The organism is Streptomyces sp. NPDC044921, from assembly GCF_056432865.1.
Genome location: NZ_JBWKIF010000014.1, coordinates 39,992 through 60,006, shown reverse-complemented (window position 1 = coordinate 60,006; position 20,015 = coordinate 39,992). Strand labels below are relative to the sequence as shown.

General features: G+C 76.1%; 1 protein-coding gene. It reads right to left on the bottom strand.

Features of this window, described 5'->3' with window-relative positions; all coding sequences use genetic code 11:
• Nucleotides 1-86: 86 nt before the first annotated feature.
• Nucleotides 87-20,012, bottom strand: coding sequence for a non-ribosomal peptide synthase/polyketide synthase (locus AC07DA_RS22315; RefSeq protein ID WP_479129915.1), 19,926 nt, complete (start codon nt 20,010-20,012; stop codon nt 87-89).
• Between the last annotated feature and the right edge of the window lie 3 nt (nt 20,013-20,015).

Below are 20,015 nucleotides of genomic sequence, written 5' to 3'. Positions count from 1 at the left end.
GGTCGTGACGGTTCGTGACGGGTGGGTGGTGCGGAACGGTCGCTCGTGCGGTGCCAGCGGTGGGGCGCGGCCCACGGGGAGGGGCGTCACCGGCGCTCGCGGGCGTGCTGGGCGATGTGGCGCAGCGCGCGGGCGAAGTCCTCGGCGACCCGGCGCACGGTGTCGGTGGCGTGCAGGGCGGGGCGGTGGTGCCAGGTGAAGGACAGCCGGCCGCGCTGGACCGCGCCGACGATCTCCAGCGGGTGGGAGCCGCTGTCGCGCGGGTCGTGGTGGCGGCCGAACGAACCGTGTTCGGCGCGGACGAGGCCGTTCCCGGGGGTCTCCGGGCGGGCGTCCCACTGTCCGAGGTAGTTGAAGACGACCTGTCCGTGCGCGGCGCGGCCGAGGCGTTCGCGCACCTCGGGCGGGCCGAAGGTGCGCAGCGCGCCGAAGCCGAGGCCGTTGCCGGGTACGGCGCGCAGCTGGCGGCGTACCGACTTCACCAGGGTGCGCCAGTCGCGGTCGGCGTCGAGGCCGGCGGGTTCGGGGATGTGCAGGGCGACGGGATGGACGGTGGTGAACCAGCCGACCGTGCGGGTGAGGTCGACGTCGTCGAGGATGTCCTCGCGGCCGTGTCCCTCCAGGTCCAGGCGGACCTCCTCGCGGCCGGTCCAGCGGGCCAGGGCGAGGGCGAGGGCGGCGAGCAGCACGTCGTTGACGCGGGTGCGGTAGGCGGTCGGGGCGGCGCGCAGCAGCGCTTCGGTGTCCGCCTCGTCCAGTTCGACGGTGAGCGTGTCGACGGCACCCGCCTCCGGCCCGGGCGGTGCCTCGGCCGGGAGCGGCTCGGCGTTCACCGCGCGTTCCCAGTAGGGCAATTCGTGGTCGAGGGAGCCCGCGGCGACGTGCGCGGCGATGCCCCGGGCCCAGTCGCGGAAGGAGGTGGTGCGTTCGCCCAGCGTGACGGGGCCGCCCTGGGCGGCCTGCCGGTAGGCGGCCTCCAGGTCGTCGCGCAGGATGCGCCAGGAGACGGCGTCCACGACCAGGTGGTGGGCGACCAGGAGGAGAAAGCCGGGCCGGTCGGCGGCGCCGGTGAACAGGGCCGCCCGCAGCAGCGGACCGCGCGCCAGGTCGAAGCCGGTGTGCAGGTCGTCGGCGGTCTTCTCCATCGCCGCGTCGGCCTCTCCGGGGGTCAGTCCGCCGAGGTCGTGGCGGGTCAGGAGCCCGTCGCGGTCGGTGTCGGCCACCGGCGGGTTGAACTGGCGCCAGCCGTCCTGGTCCGCGGTGAAGCGCATGCGCAGCGCGTCGTGGTGATCGAGCAGGGCGTTGAGGGCCGTTTCCAGGGCGGCGGCGTCCACGTCGGCGGTGAGCTCCACCAGCAGGGACTGGTTGAAGTGGGCGTGGCTGGCGCGGGGGCTGGTCAGGAACCACTCCTGGATGGGGGTGAGCGGCACCTCGCCGCTCACCGCTTCGTCCCCGGAGTGCCGGGGCGCGGCGGTGACGACGCCGGCCAGTTCGGCGACGGTCTGGTGGGTGAACAGGTCGCGGGTGGTCAGGTGGAGTCCGTCGCGTCGCAGGCGTGAGACGACCTGCATGCTGAGGATCGAGTCGCCGCCCAAGTGGAAGAAGTTGTCGTGCGCCCCCACCTCGGCCACGCCGAGGACGTCGGCCCAGATGCGGGCGATGCGGCGTTCGGTGTCGGTGCGCGGCGGCGTGTGCGGGCCGGTGGCGGTGTGGGCGGGCCCGGGTTCGGGCAGCGCGCTGCGGTCGGTCTTGCCGTTCGGGGTGAGCGGCAGCCGTGCCAGCGGCACGAACGCCGAGGGGATCATGTGCGGCGGGAGCAGCCCGGCGAGGTGGTCGCGCAGTTCAGGCACCGGCAGTGTCTCCGGGGTGCCCTCGGCGGGGACGACGTGGGCGACCAGCCGCGCGCCGGAGCGGCCGTCGGGGTCGCTGCCGCCGCCGCGTACGGTGACCACCGCGTCGCGCACCAGCGGGCTGCCGCGCAGCGCGCTCTCGATCTCTCCGGGCTCGATGCGGAAGCCGCGCAGTTTGACCTGGGCGTCGGCGCGTCCGGCGAAGCGCAGTTCCCCGTTCGCCGCCCAGCGGGCGAGGTCGCCGGTGCGGTACATGCGCTCGCCGGGGGCGCCGAACGGGTCGGGGACGAAGCGGGACGCGGTCAGGCCGGGCCGGTTGAGGTAGCCGCGGGCCAGTCCCGGTCCGGCGATGTAGAGCTCGCCGGTGACGCCGGGCGGGACGGGGCGCAGGGCGGCGTCGAGGATGTGGACGCGGGTGGCGCCGGCCGGGCGTCCGATGGGCGGGGCGCCCGTGCCCGGGGTGAGCGGGCCGGTCCAGGTGGCGACGACGGTGGCCTCGGTCGGACCGTACGAGTTGATCATCCGTCGGCCGGGGGCCCACCGTTCGACGAGGTGGGCGGGGCAGGCCTCGGCGCCGACGATGAGGGTGCGCAGGTGCGGCAAGGCGTCGGCCGATTCCGGATCGACCGTCGCGAGGGCGGCGGGCGGGATCAGCGTGTGGCTGACCCGCCGTTCGGTGAGGGCCTGGGCGAGGCGCTCGCCCACGAGGGGGCCTTCCTCCCCGGTGAGCAGGGTGGCGCCGCTGAGCAGCGACACGCACAGTTCCAGGACCGAGGCGTCGAAGCTGGGTGAGGCGAACTGCAGGACCCGGTCGCCGGGGCCCGCGTCGTAGCGGTCGGCGGCCGCCGCGGCGAAGGCGGCGAGGCCGCGGTGCGTCACCGTCACGCCCTTCGGGGTGCCGGTGGAGCCGGACGTGTAGATCACGTACGCCGGGTGGTCGACGGTCAGCGGTGCCGTGCGGTCGGCGTCCGTGGGCGCGGTGTCCGGGCCGTCCGCGTGCCATACGGCGGCGGGGTCGTCGAGGACGAGCCGGGCGCCGGCGTCGCGCAGCATGAACTCCCGGCGCTGCTGCGGGTAGTCCGGGTCGACGGGCAGGAACGCGCCGCCGGCCTTGGTGACGGCGAGCTGCGCCACGACCGTCTCGGCGCCGCGGGGCAGGGCCAGCGCGACGATCCGCTCGGGTCCCACGCCCCGGGCGATGAGGCGGTGCGCCAGCCGGTTGGCGGCGCGTTCGACGTGTGCGTAGGTCAGCTCGCGGCCGTCGGCGTCGGCCAGGGCCACGGCGTCGGGGGTGCGGGCGGCCTGTCGCTCGAACAGCTCGGGCAGGGTCGCCGCCGGCACCGGGCGGGCGGTGCCGCGTCCCTGGTCGAGTACGGCCTTGAGCGTCTCGTCGGTGGCCAGGGGCAGGGCGCCCAGGGGCTGGTCGGGGTCGTCGGCGACGGCGGTCAGCAGGGTGGCGAGCTGGTCGGCCATGCGTTCGGCGGTGGCCGCGTCGAACAGGTCGGTGTTGTAGGTGAGAACACCGTGCAGTTCGCCGGTGCCGGTCTCGGCGAACTCCAGGGTGAGGTCGAACGCGGCGTGCCGCAGCTCGGTGTCGACGTCGGTGACCTCGATGCCGGGCAGGTCGAGGGCGGCGGCCGGGGCGTTCTGGAGGACCACCATGACCTGGAACAGGGGGGTGCGGCTCGTGTCGCGCACGGGCTGCACCTCGTCCACCACCTGCTCGAACGGCGCCTCCTGGTGGGCGAAGGCGTCGAGGACGGTACCGCGCACCTCGTCGAGGAACTCGGGGAAGCTGCGGTCGGGTTCGACGCGCGAGCGCAGCACGAGGGTGTTGACGAAGAACCCGACGAGGTGCTGGACCTCGGCCCGGTCGCGGCCCGAGGTGACCGTGCCCACGGTGATGTCCTCACCGCCGGTCAGGCGGGCCAGGTAGGCCTGGGCGGCGGCGACCAGCGTGGTGAACAGGGTGGCCTGCCGGTCGCGGCCCACCCGGGCGAGGCGGCGGGTCGTGTCGCGGGGCAGGACGAGCCGCACGGAGGAGCCGTGGTGGGTGCGCACCGCCGGACGGGGCCGGTCGGTGGGCAGGTCCAGCGTCTCCAGCCCGGCCAGGCGCTCCTTCCAGTAGGTGAGGTGGTCGTCGGTGCCGCGCCCGCGCTGCCAGTGGGCGTAGTCGGCGTACTGCACCGGAAGCGGCGGCAGCGTGCCCGGCTCCGCACCGAGTCGGGCACGGTAGAAGTGGGCGAGGTCGCCGGTGAGCACGCCGGTGGACCAGCCGTCGGTGACGATGTGGTGCAGGGTCAGCGTCAGGACGTGCTCGTCGTCGGCGAACCTGATCAGCCCGGTGTGCAGGAGCGGGCCGCGCCGCAGGTCGAAGGTGCGGGCGCGTTCGGCGTCCAGGAGGTCCGCGAGCCGGGCGTCGCGTTCGCTGCCCGACAGCGCGGACAGGTCGTGCAGGGTCAGCGGCACGTCCCCGGCCGGGTGGACGATCTGCACGCCGTGGCCGTCGACCGCGTCGAAGGTGGTGCGCAGCGCTTCGTGCCGCTCGACCAGGGCCCGCAGGGCCGCGGTGAGGGCGGGCACGTCGAGCCGCCCGCGCAGCCGCAGGGCCAGCGCGGTGACGTACTCGCCGCTGCCCGGCGCGAACTCCTCCAGGAACCACAGGCGTTGCTGGGCGTACGACATGGGGGCGGGCGTGTCGCGGGTGACCGGGACGATCGGGGCGGGCCCGGCGTCGCCGGGGCGTTCCTCGGTGAGCAGGGCGGCGAGGGCCTCCGGGGTCGGGTGGGTGAACACCGCGCGCGGGGACAGGTCGGTGCCGAACGCCTCGGCCAGGCGGACGGCCAGCCGGATGCTGAGGATGGAGTCGCCGCCCAGCTGGAAGAAGTCGTCCCGCACACCGGGGTGCGGCACGGAGAGGACGTCGGCGAAGATCTCCACCGTGCGCCGCTCGGCGTCGGTGCGCGGTTCGGCCGGTGCGCCCTGCGGGTCGCCGCTCGCGTGCTCGGGTGCGGGGAGCGCCGCCCGGTCGACCTTGCCGTTGCGGCTGAGCGGCAGCGCCGGCAGGACGACGAACGCCGACGGCACGAGGTAGTCCGGCAGGGAGCGCCGGGCGAACTCCCGTACGGCCGCGACGTCTTCGGTGCCGACCACGTAGGCCACCAGGCGGCGGCTGCCGGGCCGGTCCTCGCGGGCCAGCACCGTGACGTCGGTGACGCCGGGGTGCGCCGCGAGGACCGCCTCGACCTCGCCGGGTTCGACGCGGAAGCCGCGGATCTTCACCTGGTCGTCGGCGCGGCCCAGGAACTCGACGGTGCCGTCGGGGCGGCGGCGGGCCAGGTCGCCGGTGCGGTACATGCGGCTGCCGGGCGGGCCGGCCGGGTCGGCCGGGAAGCGGGCCGCGGTGTCGCCGGGGCGGCCCAGGTAGCCGCGGGCGACGCCCTCGCCGGCGAGGTACAACTCACCCGTGCAGCCCGGCGGTACGGGCCGCAGCCTGCCGTCGAGGACGTGGACGCGCATGTCGTCGAGGGGGTGGCCGATGGGCACGGTGTCGGGGACGGCTGTCGCGTCGCGGAGGGCGAACGACGTCGCGAACGTCGTCGTCTCGGTGGGGCCGTAGCCGTCCACGACGGTCAGGCCCGGGCAGGCGGCCAGCACACGCCGTACGGCAGCGGCGGGCACGACGTCGCCGCCGGTCCACACCTGGCGCAGACCGGTGAAGCAATCGGGTGCGTCCTGCGCCAGCAGCCGGAAGAGGCCGGCGGTCAGCCACAGGGCGCTCAGGCCGGTGTCGCGGACCAGGAGCCGCAGCTGTGCCGCGTCGAGCGGCGGCGGGGGTGCCACGACGACGCAGCCGCCGGTCAGCAGGGGTGCCCACACCTCGAAGGTGGCGGCGTCGAAGGCCACCGGGGAGTGCAGCAGCACCCGTTCGCACACACCGTCGGTGAAGCGGCCGTCGGTGGCGAGGGCGGCCACGTCACGGTGGCGTACGGCGACCGGCTTCGGTTCGCCGGTCGACCCGGAGGTGAACATCACGTAGGCGAGCCGGTCGGGGTCCGCCGGTGCGGCGACCGGCGCGCCCGGCACGGGGGTGCGCGCGATGGTGACGTCCTCGGCGGTGAGCCGGACGGTGGCGCCCGCCCGCGCGAGGAGCGCGCGACGCCGGTCCTCGGGGGCGCGGGCGTCCACGGGCACGTAGGCGCCCCCCGCCTTGAGGACGGCGAGCTGGCCGACGACGAGTGCGGCGCCGCGGTCCATCAGCAGGGCCACCCGGTCCTCGGCCCGCAGCCCGTCGGCGAGCAGCCGGGAGGACACGGCGTCGGACCAGTCGTCCAGCTGACGGTACGTCAATTGGGTGTCGCCATCGAGCAGCGCGGGAGCTTCGGGGGTGCGGCGGGCCTGCTCGGCGAACAGGTCGACGGGGCTGCGCGGCACCACCGGACGGGCGGTGGTGTTCCACCGCCGCAGCAGCAGGTGGTCGTCCTCGGTCAGCGCCTCCAGGCCGGTGACATCGGCGCCGGTCTCCAGGGCGTGGGCGAGGGCGCGCAGGACGACCGTGAGGCGGTCCGCGAGGCGTTCGGCGGTGTCCGCGTCGAACAGGGCGGCGTCGTAGGCGAGGTCGACGCCGAGGCGGTCACCGAGGTGGGCGCGCAGGCACAGCGGGAAGGTGGGCGCGTCCTCGGCGCGCACCTCCTCGACCCGCACGCCCGTGCGGGCCGTGGCGGACTCGTCGACGGGGTAGTTCTCGAACACCACCATGCTGTCGAACAGCGCCTCGCCCGCCGGTGTCTCGCTCAGCGCCTGGATGCGGGGCAGGGCGAGGAAGTCGAAGCGCCGGGTGTCGCTCTGGCGCTCCTGCACCTCGCGCAGCCAGGACGCCGCTCCCCCGCCCGCGACGCGGACGCGGGTGGGCACGGTGTTGATGAACATGCCGATCATCGACTCCACGCCGGGCAGTTCGGCGGGGCGTCCGGAGACGGTGGTGCCGAACACGACGTCGTCGCGGCCGCTGTGGCGGGCCAGCAGCAGCGCCCAGGCGCCCTCGATCACGGTGTTCACCGTGAGCCCGGCCCGGGCGGCGCTCCACCGCAGCCGCGCCGACAGGTCCTCGTCCAGCCGCCGGCTCGTGAGGGCGGCGGCGCGGGCGCGGTGCTCCTCGGCCGGCGTGCGGTCGTAGGGCAGCGGGGTGCGGTCCGTGAACCCGGTGAGGGTCTCGGCCCAGTGGGCCTCGGCGGCGGTGTCGTCCTGGTCGTGGAGCCAGCGCAGGAAGTCGGCGAACGGGCGCCTGACCGGTGCGGGGGCGGCTCGGCCGCCGGTGAGGGCGGCGTAGCGCTCGCACACCTCGGTGAGGAGCTGTCCGGTGCTCCAGCCGTCCAGGATCAGGTGGTGGGAGGACCACAGCAGCAGGATCTCGTCGCCGGGCAGCGCGGCCAGGGTGATGCGGGTCAGCGGCGCGGTGGTGAGGTCCATGCCCGCCGCGCGGTCGGCGGCCAGCAGTTCCTCGGTGGCCGCCGCGCGCTCCTCGGGCGTCAGGCCTCGCCAGTCCAGGTGGGTGACGGGCAGCTCCACGCGCCGGTGCACGACCTGTACGGGGTGCGGCAGGCCCTGCCAGTGGACGCTGGTGCGCAGGGCTTCGGTGCGGTCGGCGACCTGCTGCCAGGCGGCGGCGAAGCCCCGCGGGTCGCTCACCCCGGACAGACGGACGGCCACGCGGTCCGCGTAGGCGCCCGCCGTGTCGACCAGGCCGTGGAAGAGCATGCCGGCCTGCAGCGGTGTCAGCGGCAGGACGTCGGCCACGTGCCGGCCGTCGCCCACGAGGCGGTCCAGCTCCGTCTGGCCGAGCCCGGCCAGCGGGAAGTCCGACGGGGTGCGGCCGCCCGCGTCCGGACGGGCGCAGTGGGCCGCGATCTCGCGCAGCGCCGCGCACATCTGCCCGGCGAGCGCGCGGACGGTGGGCTCGTCGTAGACGGCCGGCGGATAGGTCCAGCCGAGTTCGAGCCGGCCGTTCTGCACCACGCCGGTGATGTCCAGCAGGTACGGCCGGGGGGCGTCGGGGTCGGTGTCGGAGCCGGCCGGGGGCAGGGCGGCGCCGTACAGGCCGCTGCCGCCGCCGTCGGCGTCCCACCGGCCGTGGTAGTTGAAGCCGACCTGGGGCGCCGGGGCGGCGGCCAGGGGGCTGTCGGGGAGCAGGTGGCGCAGCGCGCCGTGGCTCAGCCCGTGCAGGGGCACCGCGCGCAGTTGCTCCTTGACCGAGCGCAGGGTGTCGTGCCAGCCGGCGTCGGGGGCGACGGTCAGCGCGAGGGGGAACTCGGCGGTGAACCAGCCGACGGTCCGGGACAGGTCCAGGTCGTCGAAGAGGTCCTCGCGGCCGTGGCCCTCCACGCCGACGAGTACGCTCTCGCGCCCGCACCAGCGGGCCAGGGTGCGGCCGAGGGCGCTGAGCAGGACGTCGTTGACCTGGGTGCGGTAGACCTCCGGGACCTGGCGCAGCAGGGCCTCGGTGGTCTCCGGCTCCAGTTCCACGGTGACGGTGGCGGATGTGCCGTGGGTGTTGGGGCCGGGCCGGCCCGCGGGCAGGTCGGCGGGGGCCTGCGTGGTGCGCCGCCAGTGGCCGAGGTCGCCGTCCAGGGCGCCGGAGCGGGTGTGGGCCTCCAGCCGGGCCGCCCAGTGGCCGTACGCGGTGGTGGCCGGGGGCAGCTCGACGGGGTGTCCGGCGGCGGCCTGCCGGTGGGCGGTCTCCAGGTCGGCCAGCAGGATCCGCCAGGAGACGCCGTCGACGGCCAAGTGGTGGACGGTGAACAGCAGGTGGGCGGGGAGGCGCGGGCCGCGGTCGAGGACCAGGACGCGGGCCGTCCGGCCTTCGGTGGGGTCGAGGGCGGCGCGGGCCTCGTCCGCGAGGCGGGCCGTCTCGGCCTCCAGGGCGGGGTCGTCCAGGCCGGCCAGGTCGTGGTGGGTGACGATGCCGTCCGCGGGAGCGGGCAGGACCTCCTGGCGCCAGCCCTCCTCGGTGCGGCGGAAGCGGGTGCGCAGCGCCGGGTGGTGGCGTACGAGGGCGTCCACGGCGGTGCGCAGGGCCGGCAGGTCTGTTCCGGGGGCCAGTTCGAGGCGCTGCGACATGCTGAAGCGCAGCGGATCGCCGGGACGGCGGCCGTCGAGGTACCAGCGCTGGATGGGCGTGAGCGGTGCCTCTGCCGGGGCGGTCGTGTCGGTGGTGACCGGCGCCGACTCGGTGACGCGCAGGGCGAGTTCGGCGACGGTCTGGTGGCGGAAGACGTCCTTGGTGGTCAGCGCGAGCCCGGCCTGGCGGGCCCGGGAGACGATCTGGATGCTGAGGATCGAGTCGCCGCCGAGCGCGAAGAAGTTGTCGCGCGCGCCCACCCGTTCGACGCGCAGGACGTCGGCCCAGATGGCGGCCAGCGTCTGCTCGGTGCCGGGGCGGGGAGCCACGTGGGCGGCGGTGGTGTCGGGTTGCGCGGGCGGGGCGGGCAGGGCGCGCCGGTCGGTCTTGCCGCTGGTGGTGCGCGGGATCCGGGTGAGCGGGACGAACGCCGCCGGAACCATGTGGTCCGGCAGGGTGCGGCGCAGCGCGAGGCGCAGCTCGTCGGCGGTCGGGGCGGTGTCCCCGGCGGGCACCAGGTACGCCACGAGCATCAGCCGGCCCGCGTGCTCGCGTGCCGTGACGACGGCGTCGGCCACGTCCGGGTGGGCGAGCAGCGCGGCCTCGACCTCGCCGGGCTCGATGCGGAACCCGCGGATCTTGATCTGTTCGTCGGCGCGGCCCAGGAACTCCAGCACGCCGTGCTCGTCGCGGCGGGCGCGGTCGCCGGTGCGGTACATCCGCTCCCCCGGCGCGCCGAACGGGTCGGCGAGGAACCGTCCGGCGGTCAGGCCGGGGCGGCCCAGGTAGCCGCGGGCGACCTGCGCGCCGGCGAGGTACAGCTCGCCGGGCGTGCCGGGCGGCACGGGACGCAGGGCGCCGTCGAGGACGTAGGCGCGCAGGTTCGCGCCGGGCCGTCCGATGACCGGCCGGCCGGGGCGGTCGGTGACGCGCCCGTAGGTGGCGTCGACGGTGCACTCGGTGGGGCCGTACATGTTGTAGGCGGTGACGCCGAGTTCGGCGGCGGCGCACAGCTCGCGCCAGGTGTCGGGGCCGGTCGCCTCGCCGCCGACGAGCAGGACGCGGGGGTGGTGGCGCCCGGGTGCGAGGAGCCCGGCGGCGAGGAGTTCGCGCAGGAAGGACGGGGTGACGTTGACCAGGTCCAGGCGTCGTTCGGTGATCTGCGCGCAGAACGCCTCGGGGTCCAGGCGTACGTCGTCGTCGACGAGGTGGACCTCCTGGCCGAGGGCGAGCAGCAGCGGCCCCTCCCAGGAGGTGTCGAAGGAGAACGAGGCGCTGAGCGCGGCGCGCAGCCGCTCTCCGTCCGCGGTGTGCGGGGCGACGAGCCCTGCGCAGTGGTCGTGGCAGAGGTTGACCAGGTGGCGGTGTTCCACGACGACGCCCTTGGGGCGGCCGGTGGAGCCGGAGGTGTAGACGATGTAGGCGGCGTGGTCCGGGCGCAGCGGGGCCGGGCGGTCGCGGTCGGTGGGATCGTGGGCGGGCAGCCGGTCCCACGGGGTGTCGCGCAGCGCGTCGGCGGTGAGGACGGTGTGCGGGGCGGCGTCCGCGAGGAGCCCGGCGGCGCGCTCGGCGGGCAGGCCGGGGTCGAGGTAGAGCAGGGTACCGCCGGTCTTGGCGACGGCGAGGACCGCGACCATCAGCTCGGAGGTGCGCGGCAGCCGGACGGCGACCACCCGCTCGGGGCCGGCGCCCAGGGCCAGCAGGTGGTGGGCGAGCCGGTTCGCGCGCTCGTTCAGGGCGGCGAAGTCGCAGGTGGCGTCCCGGGCCACCAGAGCGGTGGCGTGCGGGGTGCGGGCGGCCTGCGCCTCGAACAGGGCGGGGAAGGTGGTGTCCGGGACGGTCAGGTGCGCTCCCTGCCCGTCGTGCAGCACCCGCCGCCGCTCCTCGGCGGTCATCAGCTCCAGCGCCCGCACGTCGCGGTCCGGGTCCCGCACCGCCGCCTCCAGCAGCAGCCGCAGGCGGGCGGCCAGGCCGCGGACGGTGTCCTCGTCGAACAGGCCGGTGTCGTACTCCAGGTGGCCGGTGACGCCGCCGTCGCCCTCGACGAAGTCGAAGGCCAGGTCGAAGGTGGCGTGCCGGACCGGCGGCAGGACCGGTTCGGCCTCCAGGCCCGGCAGCGCGGGCGCCTCGGCACCCAGGTTGTGCAGGGCGACCATGACCTGGAACAGGGGCGTGCGGCTGGTGTCCCGTTCGGGCTGGAGGGTGTCCACCAGCCGCTCGAAGGGCACGTCCTGGTGGGCGAACGCGTCCAGGACGGTGCCGCGCACCCGCTCCAGCAGCGCGCGGAACGACGTGCCGGGCCGGACCTCGTTGCGCAGCACCAGGGTGTTGACGAACATGCCGACGACGTCGTGCAGTTCGGGCCGCTCCCGGCCCGCGGTGACGGTGCCGACGGCGAAGTCGTCCTGGTCGGCCCAGCGGGACAGCAGGACCGTGCACGCGGTCAGCAGGGTCATGTAGAGGGTGGCGTCGGCCTCCCGGCCCCGCTCGCGCAGCCGGCCGGTCAGCTCGGCGGGCAGGGTGAAGGTGACGAGCGCGCCGTCGCGGGTGCGTACGGCGGGGCGCGGCCGGTCCGTCGGCAGCTCCAGCGGCGGGACGCCTTCCAGCTTCTCGCGCCAGTGGGCGAGTTGCCGTTCGACCTGGCCGGTGCGGGCGCGCTGCCAGGCGGCGTGGTCGGCGTACCGGACGGGCAGCGCCGGGAGTTCGGGGCGGCGGCCTTCGCGGGCGGCGGCGTACAGCTCGCCCAGGTCCCGGCCGAGGACGCCGAGCGACCAGCCGTCGGTGACGATGTGGTGGACGGCGAGGGCCAGGACGTGCTCGCCGTCCGCCGTGCGGGCCAGCCGGGCGCGCAGCAGCGGACCGGCCGCCAGGTCGAAGGGCGTGGCGGCCTCGCGTTCAAGCAGCTCCTCCAGCGCGGCGCGCGGGTCGGGGGCGGCGGTGAGGTCGTCCACCGTGAGGGCGGCCGGGTGCGGTGGGTGCACCACCTGCCGGGGTTGTCCGTCCTGTTCGGTGAAGGTGGTGCGCAGGGCCTCGTGGCGGGCGACGAGGCCGTCCAGGGCGGTGCGCAGGGCCGGCTCGTCGAGCGCGCCGCGCAGGCGCAGCACGGACAGCGTCGTGTACTCGGTGCTGCCGGGCTCGAACCGGTCGAGGAACCACAGGCGTTGCTGGGCGTACGACAGCGGAGCCGGGGTGTCCGGGGCGGTCACCGGGATCGCGTCGGCGGGCGGGGCGCAGACGGCGGCGGCCGGTTCGCCCAGTTCGGCGGCGAGCGCGGACACCGTGCTGTGGGTGAACAGCAGGCGCGGGGAGACGTCGGGCCCGAACGCGGCACGTAGCCGGGCGGTGACGCGGACGGCGAGGATGGAGTCGCCGCCGAGCGCGAAGAAGTCGTCCCCCGCGTGCACCTCCTCGACCCCGAGCACGTCCGACCAGGCCGCGGCGACGGCCCGTTCGGCGGGGGTGCGGGGTGCGGTCCGGCCGGTGTCGGCGGCGTAGCCGTCCGCCGTGGGGGCGGGCAGGGCGCGCCGGTCGAGTTTGCCGTTGACCGTGAGCGGGAGGGCGTCCATCGGCACGTAGGCGGCGGGCACCATGTGGGCGGGCAGCAGCCGCTCCAGGTGGGCGCGCAGCTCGGCCGCCGGGGATGTCGCACCGCCGGTGCCGACGACGTGCGCCACCAGCCGGCGGGTGCCGGAGGCGTCCTCGAACACGCCGACGGCGGCTTCGGCCACACCGGGGTGGGCGTGCAGGGCGGCCTCGATCTCACCGGGCTCGATGCGGTAGCCGCGGATCTTCACCTGGGCGTCCGCGCGGCCCAGGTACTCCAGGGTGCCGTCGGGCCGCCACTTCGCCCGGTCGCCGGTGCGGTACATGCGGGTGCCGGCCGGGCCGAACGGGTCGGCGAGGAACCGGGTGGCGGTCAGGCCGGGGCGGCCCAGGTAGCCGCGGGCCAGGCCCTCCCCCGCCACGTACAGTTCGCCGGTCGCGCCCGGGGGCAGGGGTGCCAGGTCCGCGTCGAGCACGTAGACCCGCAGGTCGGGTATGCCGGCGCCGATGGGGCTGGCGGGGCCGTGGGCGGCGGTGGCGGGGTCGAGCGGGGCGTGGGTGACGTGCACGGTGGTCTCGGTGATGCCGTACATGTTCACCAGGCGCGGCGCGTCGGCCGGGTGGCGGGCCCACCAGTCGGCGAGCCGGCCGACGTCGAGGGCCTCGCCGCCGAAGATGACGGTGCGCAGGGCGAGGCGGGCACCGGTCTCGGGGTGCTCGGCGTCGGCGCGGACGAGCGGGTAGAAGGCGGACGGCGTCTGGTTGAGGACGGTGACCCCTTCCTCGGCCAGCAGCCGCAGGAAGTCCTCCGGGGAGCGGGCGGTCTCGTCGGGCACGACGACGAGCCGGCCGCCGTGCAGCAGCGGGCCCCACAGCTCCCACACGGAGAAGTCGAACGCGTAGGAGTGGAACAGCGTCCACACGTCGTCCGGGCCGAAGGCGAACCAGGGGCGGGTGCGGGTGAACAGCCGCACCACGTTGGCGTGCGGGATCACCACGCCCTTGGGGCGGCCGGTGGAGCCGGAGGTGTAGATGGCGTAGGCGGGGCTCTCCGGCAGGGGGCGGCGGGCCGGGGCGGGTCCGCCGGCCGGGCGCCGGGCGAGGTCGGCCTCCTCGTCCGGGGCGTCGAGGAGGACGACGGGCACAGCGGTGCCGTCGACGCGGGCCGCGGTGTCGCGGGTGGTCACCAGGGTGACCGGGGTGGCGTCGGTGAGGAGGTGGGTGATGCGTTCGGCGGGCGAGTTCGGGTCGATGGGCAGGTAGGCCGCGCCGGTCTTCAGCACGGCCAGGATCGCGACGACCTGGTCGGTGGAGCGGGGCAGGGCGAGGGCGACGAACCGCTCGGGTCCGGCGCCGAGTTCGGCCAGCCGGTGGGCGAGGCGGCCGGCGCGGGCGTCGAGGGTCGCGTAGTCCAGGTGCTCGGCCCCGCAGGTGACGGCGGTGTTGCCGGGGGTGCGGGCGGCCTGCGCCTCGAACAGGTCGACCAGCGTCTCGGCGGGCCGGCCGGACTCGGTGCCGTTCCAGCCGGTGAGGATGCGGTGCCGTTCCCCGGCCGTCGTCCAGGCCAGGGCGCGCAGCGGCCGGTCGGTGCCGTCGGCCAGCCCGGTGAGGAGCAGGCACAGCCGGCCGGCGAGGGCGCGGACGGTCTCCGGGTCGAACAGGTCCGGGTCGTAGGCCAGGTCGAAGCCGAGGCGGTCGCGGTGGTAGGCGCGCAGGACCAGCGGGTAGTTGGTGGCGTCGCGGGAGGTCACCTCCGCCAGGCGGATCCCGGATCCGGCGGTGCGGGCCTCGTCGAAGGGGTAGTTCTCGAAGGCGACCATGCTGTGGAAGAGCGGGCTGCCGGACGGCACGTCGCTGAGCTGGGTCAGCTCGGCGAGCGAGGCGGCCGCGAACCGTCTCGACTCGGCTTGTGCGTCCTGCAGTTCGCGCAGCCAGTCCCCGGCGGGGCGCGTGGCGTCCACGCGGACGCGGGTGGGGACGGTGTTGATGAACATGCCGACCATCGACTCGACGCCGGGCAGGTCGTCGGGCCGCCCGGAGACGGTGGTGCCGAACAGCACGTCGTCCTGGGCGGCGTAGCGGGACAGCAGCAGCGCCCAGGCGCCCTGGACGACCGTGTTGAGGGTGAGTCCGGCCTCGCCGGCGGTGCGTGCGAGGCGGGCCGACGCCTCCGCGTCCAGGCCGTCCGTGTGCACCCCGGCGGAGCGGGCCCGGTGGGCCTCGCGCAGGGGGCGGTCGGTGGGCAGCGGGGTGGGTTCGGCGAAGCCGGCCAGGACGCCCTGCCAGTGGGCGCGGGCGGCGTCGGGCTCCTGGTCGGCGAGCCAGCGCACGTAGTCGCCGAAGGGGCGCCGTAGCGGCGGGCGGAACCCGGTGCCCGCGGTGAGCGCCGCGTACTCCTCGCACACCTCGGTCAGCACCTGGGCCAGGCTCCAGCCGTCCAGGATCAGGTGGTGGGACGTCCACAGCAGGTGCAGCCGGGCGTCGGGCAGCCGGACCAGGGTGAGCCGCATCAGCGGCGCGGCGGCGAGGTCGATGCCCCGCGCGAGGTCGTCGGCGCGCAGCCGGGCCAGGCGCTCGGCGCGTTCCGCCTCGTCCAGGTCGCGCCAGTCGAGGTGGGTGACCGGCACCCGTACGTCGCGGCGCACGACCTGGAGGGGCACGGGGACGTCCTCCCAGACCACGCAGGCGCGCAGGGCCGGGGTGCGGTCGGTGACGTGCTGCCAGGCGGCGGCGAGGGCGTGCGGGTCGGTGACGCCCTCCAGCAGCAGGCCCGCCTGGTCGACGTAGACGTCGTCGGGGCCGCCGACCAGCCGGTGGAAGAGCATGCCCTCCTGCAGGGGGGTGAGCGGCAGGACGTCCTCCACGTCCCGGCCGTCGCCGACGAGGCGGTCCAGGCGCTCCTGGGAGAGGCGGGCCAGCGGGAAGTCGGAGGGGGTGTGGCCGCCCGCGCCGGGGCGGGCGCAGTGCTCGGTGATCGAGGCGAGCGCGTCGGTCATGCCGTCGGCGAGGGCGCGCACGGTGGCCTCGTCGTGCACCTGGTCGCTGTAGTGCCAGGTGAGGTGCAGTTCGCCGTCGGAGACCACGGCGGAGACGTCCAGCAGGTGGTCCAGCGGCGCGTCGGGGGCGATGTCGCGGCCGGGGGCCTCGCCCGCCGGGGCGAAGTCGCCGCCGTCGGCGGCCTCCCACTGGCCGTGGTAGTTGAAGCTGATCTGCGGCAGCGGCACGTCCCGCAGGGCGCGGGCGGCCGGGTCGGGCGAGCCGAGGCGGGCCAGCGCCTCGTGGCTCAGGCCGTGCCGGGGCACGGACCGCAGCCGCTCCTTCACCGCCTTCAGGGTGGCGCCCCAGTCGGGCGCCCCGGGCGGTCCGGCGGGCGCGAGGGTGACGGGGTACTGGGCGGTGAACCAGCCCACCGTGCGGGACAGGTCCAGCGTGTCGTCCTCGCGGCCGTGGCCCTCCAGCAGGACGGTCACCCGCTCGGCGCCCGTCCAGTCGGCGAGGACCCGGCTCAGCGCGCCGAGCAGCACGTCGTTGACCTGGGTGCGGTAGACGGCGGGCACCCGGCGCAGCAGTGCCTCGGTGGTGGCGCGGTCCACGCGGGTGCCGAGGGTGCGGACCGATCCGGCCAGCGGGGTGCCCGGGCGGTCCACGGGCAGCGGGGTGCGGGGCTCGGCGGCCTCGGCCGTCCAGTGCGGCAGGTCGGCGTCGAGGTCGCCGTCGCGCACCCGGCGGGCGAGGTGCGCGGCCCAGTCGGTGAACGGCGTGGCGACGGGCTCCAGCCGGACCGCCTCTCCCCCGGCCGCCTGCCGGTAGGCCTCGGCGAGGTCGGCGAGCAGGATGCGCCAGGAGACGCTGTCCACCGCCAAGTGGTGTGCCGTGACGAAGAGTCGGGGTCGCTCGCCGGTGCGGGTGAACAAGGCGGCGCGCAGCAGGGCGCCGGTTGCCGGGTCGAGTGCGGCGCGGGCGGCCTCGGCGGCCCGTTCCCGCTCGGCCGCCGGGTCGGCGGCGGCGGAGAGGTCGTGGCGGGTGAGCAGCCCGGTGGCCGGGCCCTCGCCGGGGTGCTGGCGCCAGGCGTCCCCCGAGCGGGCGAAGCGGGTGCGCAGCGCCGGGTGGTGGGCGGCCAGCGCCTCCAGAGCCCGCTCCAGGGCGGGCTCGTCCAGGTCGTACGGCAGGTCCAGCAGCATCGACATGGTGAAGTGCCGCAGCGGGCCGTGGGTGGCGAAGAACCACTCCTGCACGGGGGTCAGCGGCGCCGGCCCCTCCTCGGCGGGGCGCCGGGGCGCGGGCACCCGCTCGGTGCGCGCGGACGCGGCGGCGGCGAGGTCGGCGACGGTCTGGTGGCGGAAGACGTCCCGCGAGGTCAGGTGCAGTCCGGCCGCGCGGGCGCGGGAGACGGCCTGGATGCTGAGGATGGAGTCGCCGCCCAGCTCGAAGAAGTTGTCCGTCACGCCGACCCGGCGCGCGCCCAGCACCTCGGCCCAGATGCGGGCGAGGGTCTCCTCCTCGGGGGTGCGCGGGGCGACGAACTCCCGTTCCCGCTCGGCGGCTTCGAAGTCGGGGGCGGGCAGGGCACGCCGGTCGACCTTGCCGCTGACGGTCATCGGCAGGGCGTCGAGCACGGTGTAGGAGGACGGCACCATGTGGTCGGGCAGCACCCGCCGCAGGGCCGTCCGTACCTCGCCCGGGGCGGGCGGCGCGTCGGGGTCGGCGGGGACGAGGTAGGCGGCGAGCCGGACGTGGCCGTGCGGGTCGGTGACGGCGACGACCGCGGCGGCGGCGACCTCGGGCAGGTCGGTCAGGGCCGCCTCGACCTCGCCGGGCTCGATGCGGTGGCCGCGCACCTTGACCTGGTCGTCGGCCCGCCCCAGGTAGTCCAGGCGTCCGTCGGCGCTCCAGCGGGCCAGGTCGCCGGTGCGGTACATGCGGGTGCCGGGCGGGCCGAACGGGTCCGGCAGGAACCGCGCGGCCGTCAGTCCCGGCCGCCCGTTGTAGCCGCGCGCCAGTTGGACACCGGCCAGGTACAGCTCGCCGCCGACGCCGGGCGGCACGGGGCGGAGCCGGTCGTCGAGGACGTAGGCGCGCACGTTGGGCAGCGGCCGGCCCACGGTCGGCCGGCCGTCGCCCCCGATCCGGCAGGCGAGTGCGTCGACCGTGCACTCGGTGGGCCCGTAGAAGTTGTACGCGGCCACGTCCCGCCGGGCCGCCAGCTCCCGCCACAGGGCGGGGCCGACGGCCTCGCCGCCGAGCATGAGGACGCGCGGGGTGTGACGCGGGTCGGTGAGCAGGCCGGCGGGCAGCAGCTGGCGCAGGTAGGTGGGGGTGAGGTCGAGGAAGTCGATGCGGTGCTCGACCACGTACGCGACCAGCGCGGCGGCGTCCAGCCGGGTCGACTCGTCGACCAGGTGCAGCGGGTGGCCGTCGGCCATCAGCAGCACGCCCTCCAGCGAGGTGTCGAAGGAGAACGACGCGGTGAGCGCCACGCGCAGCGGCCCGCCGCCGGCCTCGGCGACGAAGCCCTCGCGGTGGCCCGCGAGGAGGTTGGCAGCCGACCGGTGCGTCACGGCGACGCCCTTGGGGCGGCCGGTGGAGCCGGACGTGTAGATGACGTAGGCGGTGGTGTCGGGGTGCGGCGGCACCAGCGTGCCGCCGGGGGTGTCGCCGGGGGTGTCGTCGGCCTCCCGCAGCGCGGCCTCGTCGAGGACGAGCGCGGGCCGCGCGTCGTCCAGCAGGAACCGCACCCGGTCCTCGGGCAGCGCCGGGTCCAGGGGCAGGTAACCTGCGCCGGCCTTCCAGACGGCGAGGATCGCCACGATCATGTCGGCGGTGCGCGGCAGTCGCAGGGCGACCAGGCGCTCGGGTCCGGCTCCCCGCGCCACCAGGTGGCGGGCCAGGCGGTCGGCGCCGGCGTCGAGCGTCGCGTAGTCCAGGCGTACGTCGCCGGCGACCAGGGCGGTGGCGTGCGGGGTGCGGGCCGCCTGCCGGGCGAACAGCTCGGGCAGGGTCTCCTCGGGCACCGGGCGCGCGGTGGCGTTCCAGTCCCGCGTCACCTGCCGCTCCTGCTCGGGCGAGAGCAGAGGGAGGGCGCCGAGCGGCCGGTCGGGCTCGGTGGCGGCGCCCTCCAGCGTGCGCAGCAGCTGGTCCGCCATGCGCTCGGCGGTGGCCGCGTCGAACAGGTCGGTGCGGTACTCCAGCAGCCCGGTCAGCCCGTCCCCGTCGGGCACGAACTCGACGCTCAGGTCGAACGTGGCGGCCCGCCGCGGCACGGCGACCGGGGAGGCGGTCAGGCCGTGCGGGTCGGGTGCGGCGGGCGGCGCCGGGTGCAGCAGGACCATCACGTCGAACAGGGGGTTGCGGCCCGCCTCGCGGGTGGCGCCGACGGCCTCGACCAGCCGCTCGAACGGTGTGTCGCCGTGGGCGAAGGCGTCGTTGACGGTGTCCGCGGTGGCGGTGAGCAGCTCCCGGAAGGAGCCGCTGGTCTCGACGCGGGTGCGCAGCGCGACGGTGTTGACGAAGAACCCGACGGCCCGCTCCAGGTCGGTGCGGCCGCGCCCTGGGGTGAGCGAGCCGACGGTGATGTCGTCCTGACCGGACCAGCGGGCCAGCAGGGCCTGGCAGGCGGCGACCAGCGCGGTGAACAGGGTGGTGTGCCGGTCGGCCGCGAGCTGCCTCAGCCGGGCCGTGGTGGCGGCGGGAACGGTGAAGGTGTGCACCGCGCCCGCACCCGACTCCTCGCCGCGGCGCGGCCGGTCCAGCGGCAGTTCGGGGGCGACCGCCCCGGACAGTCTCTCCTTCCAGTGCGCCAGGTGGCGTTCCAGCCGGGCGCCGGAGAGCTGCTCGCGCTGCCAGACGGCGAAGTCCGGGTACTGCGTGGCCACCGGCGCGAGGCCGGGCCGCGTGCCCTGGGCGAGGGCGTCGTAGGCGGTGCACAGTTCGTCCAGCACGACGCCCATGGACCAGCCGTCGGTGACGATGTGGTGCGCCGTCAGCAGCAGGACGTGCGTGTCGGGCGCCTCCCGCAGCAGCAGGGCGCGCAGCAGCGGTCCCGTCTCCAGGTCGAAGGGCCGCTCGTACTCGGCCAGCAGGGCCGCTTCCGGGTCGGCCCCCGCCTCGCCCGTGAGGTCCCGCACGGGCAGCGGCAGCGGCGCGGCGGGGTGCACGGTCTGCGCCGGGGTGCCGTCGTGCTCCTCGAACGTGGTGCGCAGCGCCTCGTGCCGCGCCACCACGTGCTCCACTGCGGCGGCCAGGGCGGTGTGGTCGAGGGCGCCGGTCAGGCGCAGCGCCACGGCGCTGTTGTAGCGCGGGTCGCCGGGGCGCAGCCGGTCCAGGAACCACAGGCGCTGCTGGGCGAAGGACAGCGGCAGCGGCCGGGTGCGGTCGGCGCGCGGGATGGCCTGCCGGGCGGTGCCGGGTGCGCCCGCGGCGGCCCGTCCGGCCAGCCGGCGGCGGAGTGCTTCCTGGAGGTCCTGCGGGAGGGCCTCGGCACGGTTTCGCTTCGAAGACGTCATGGT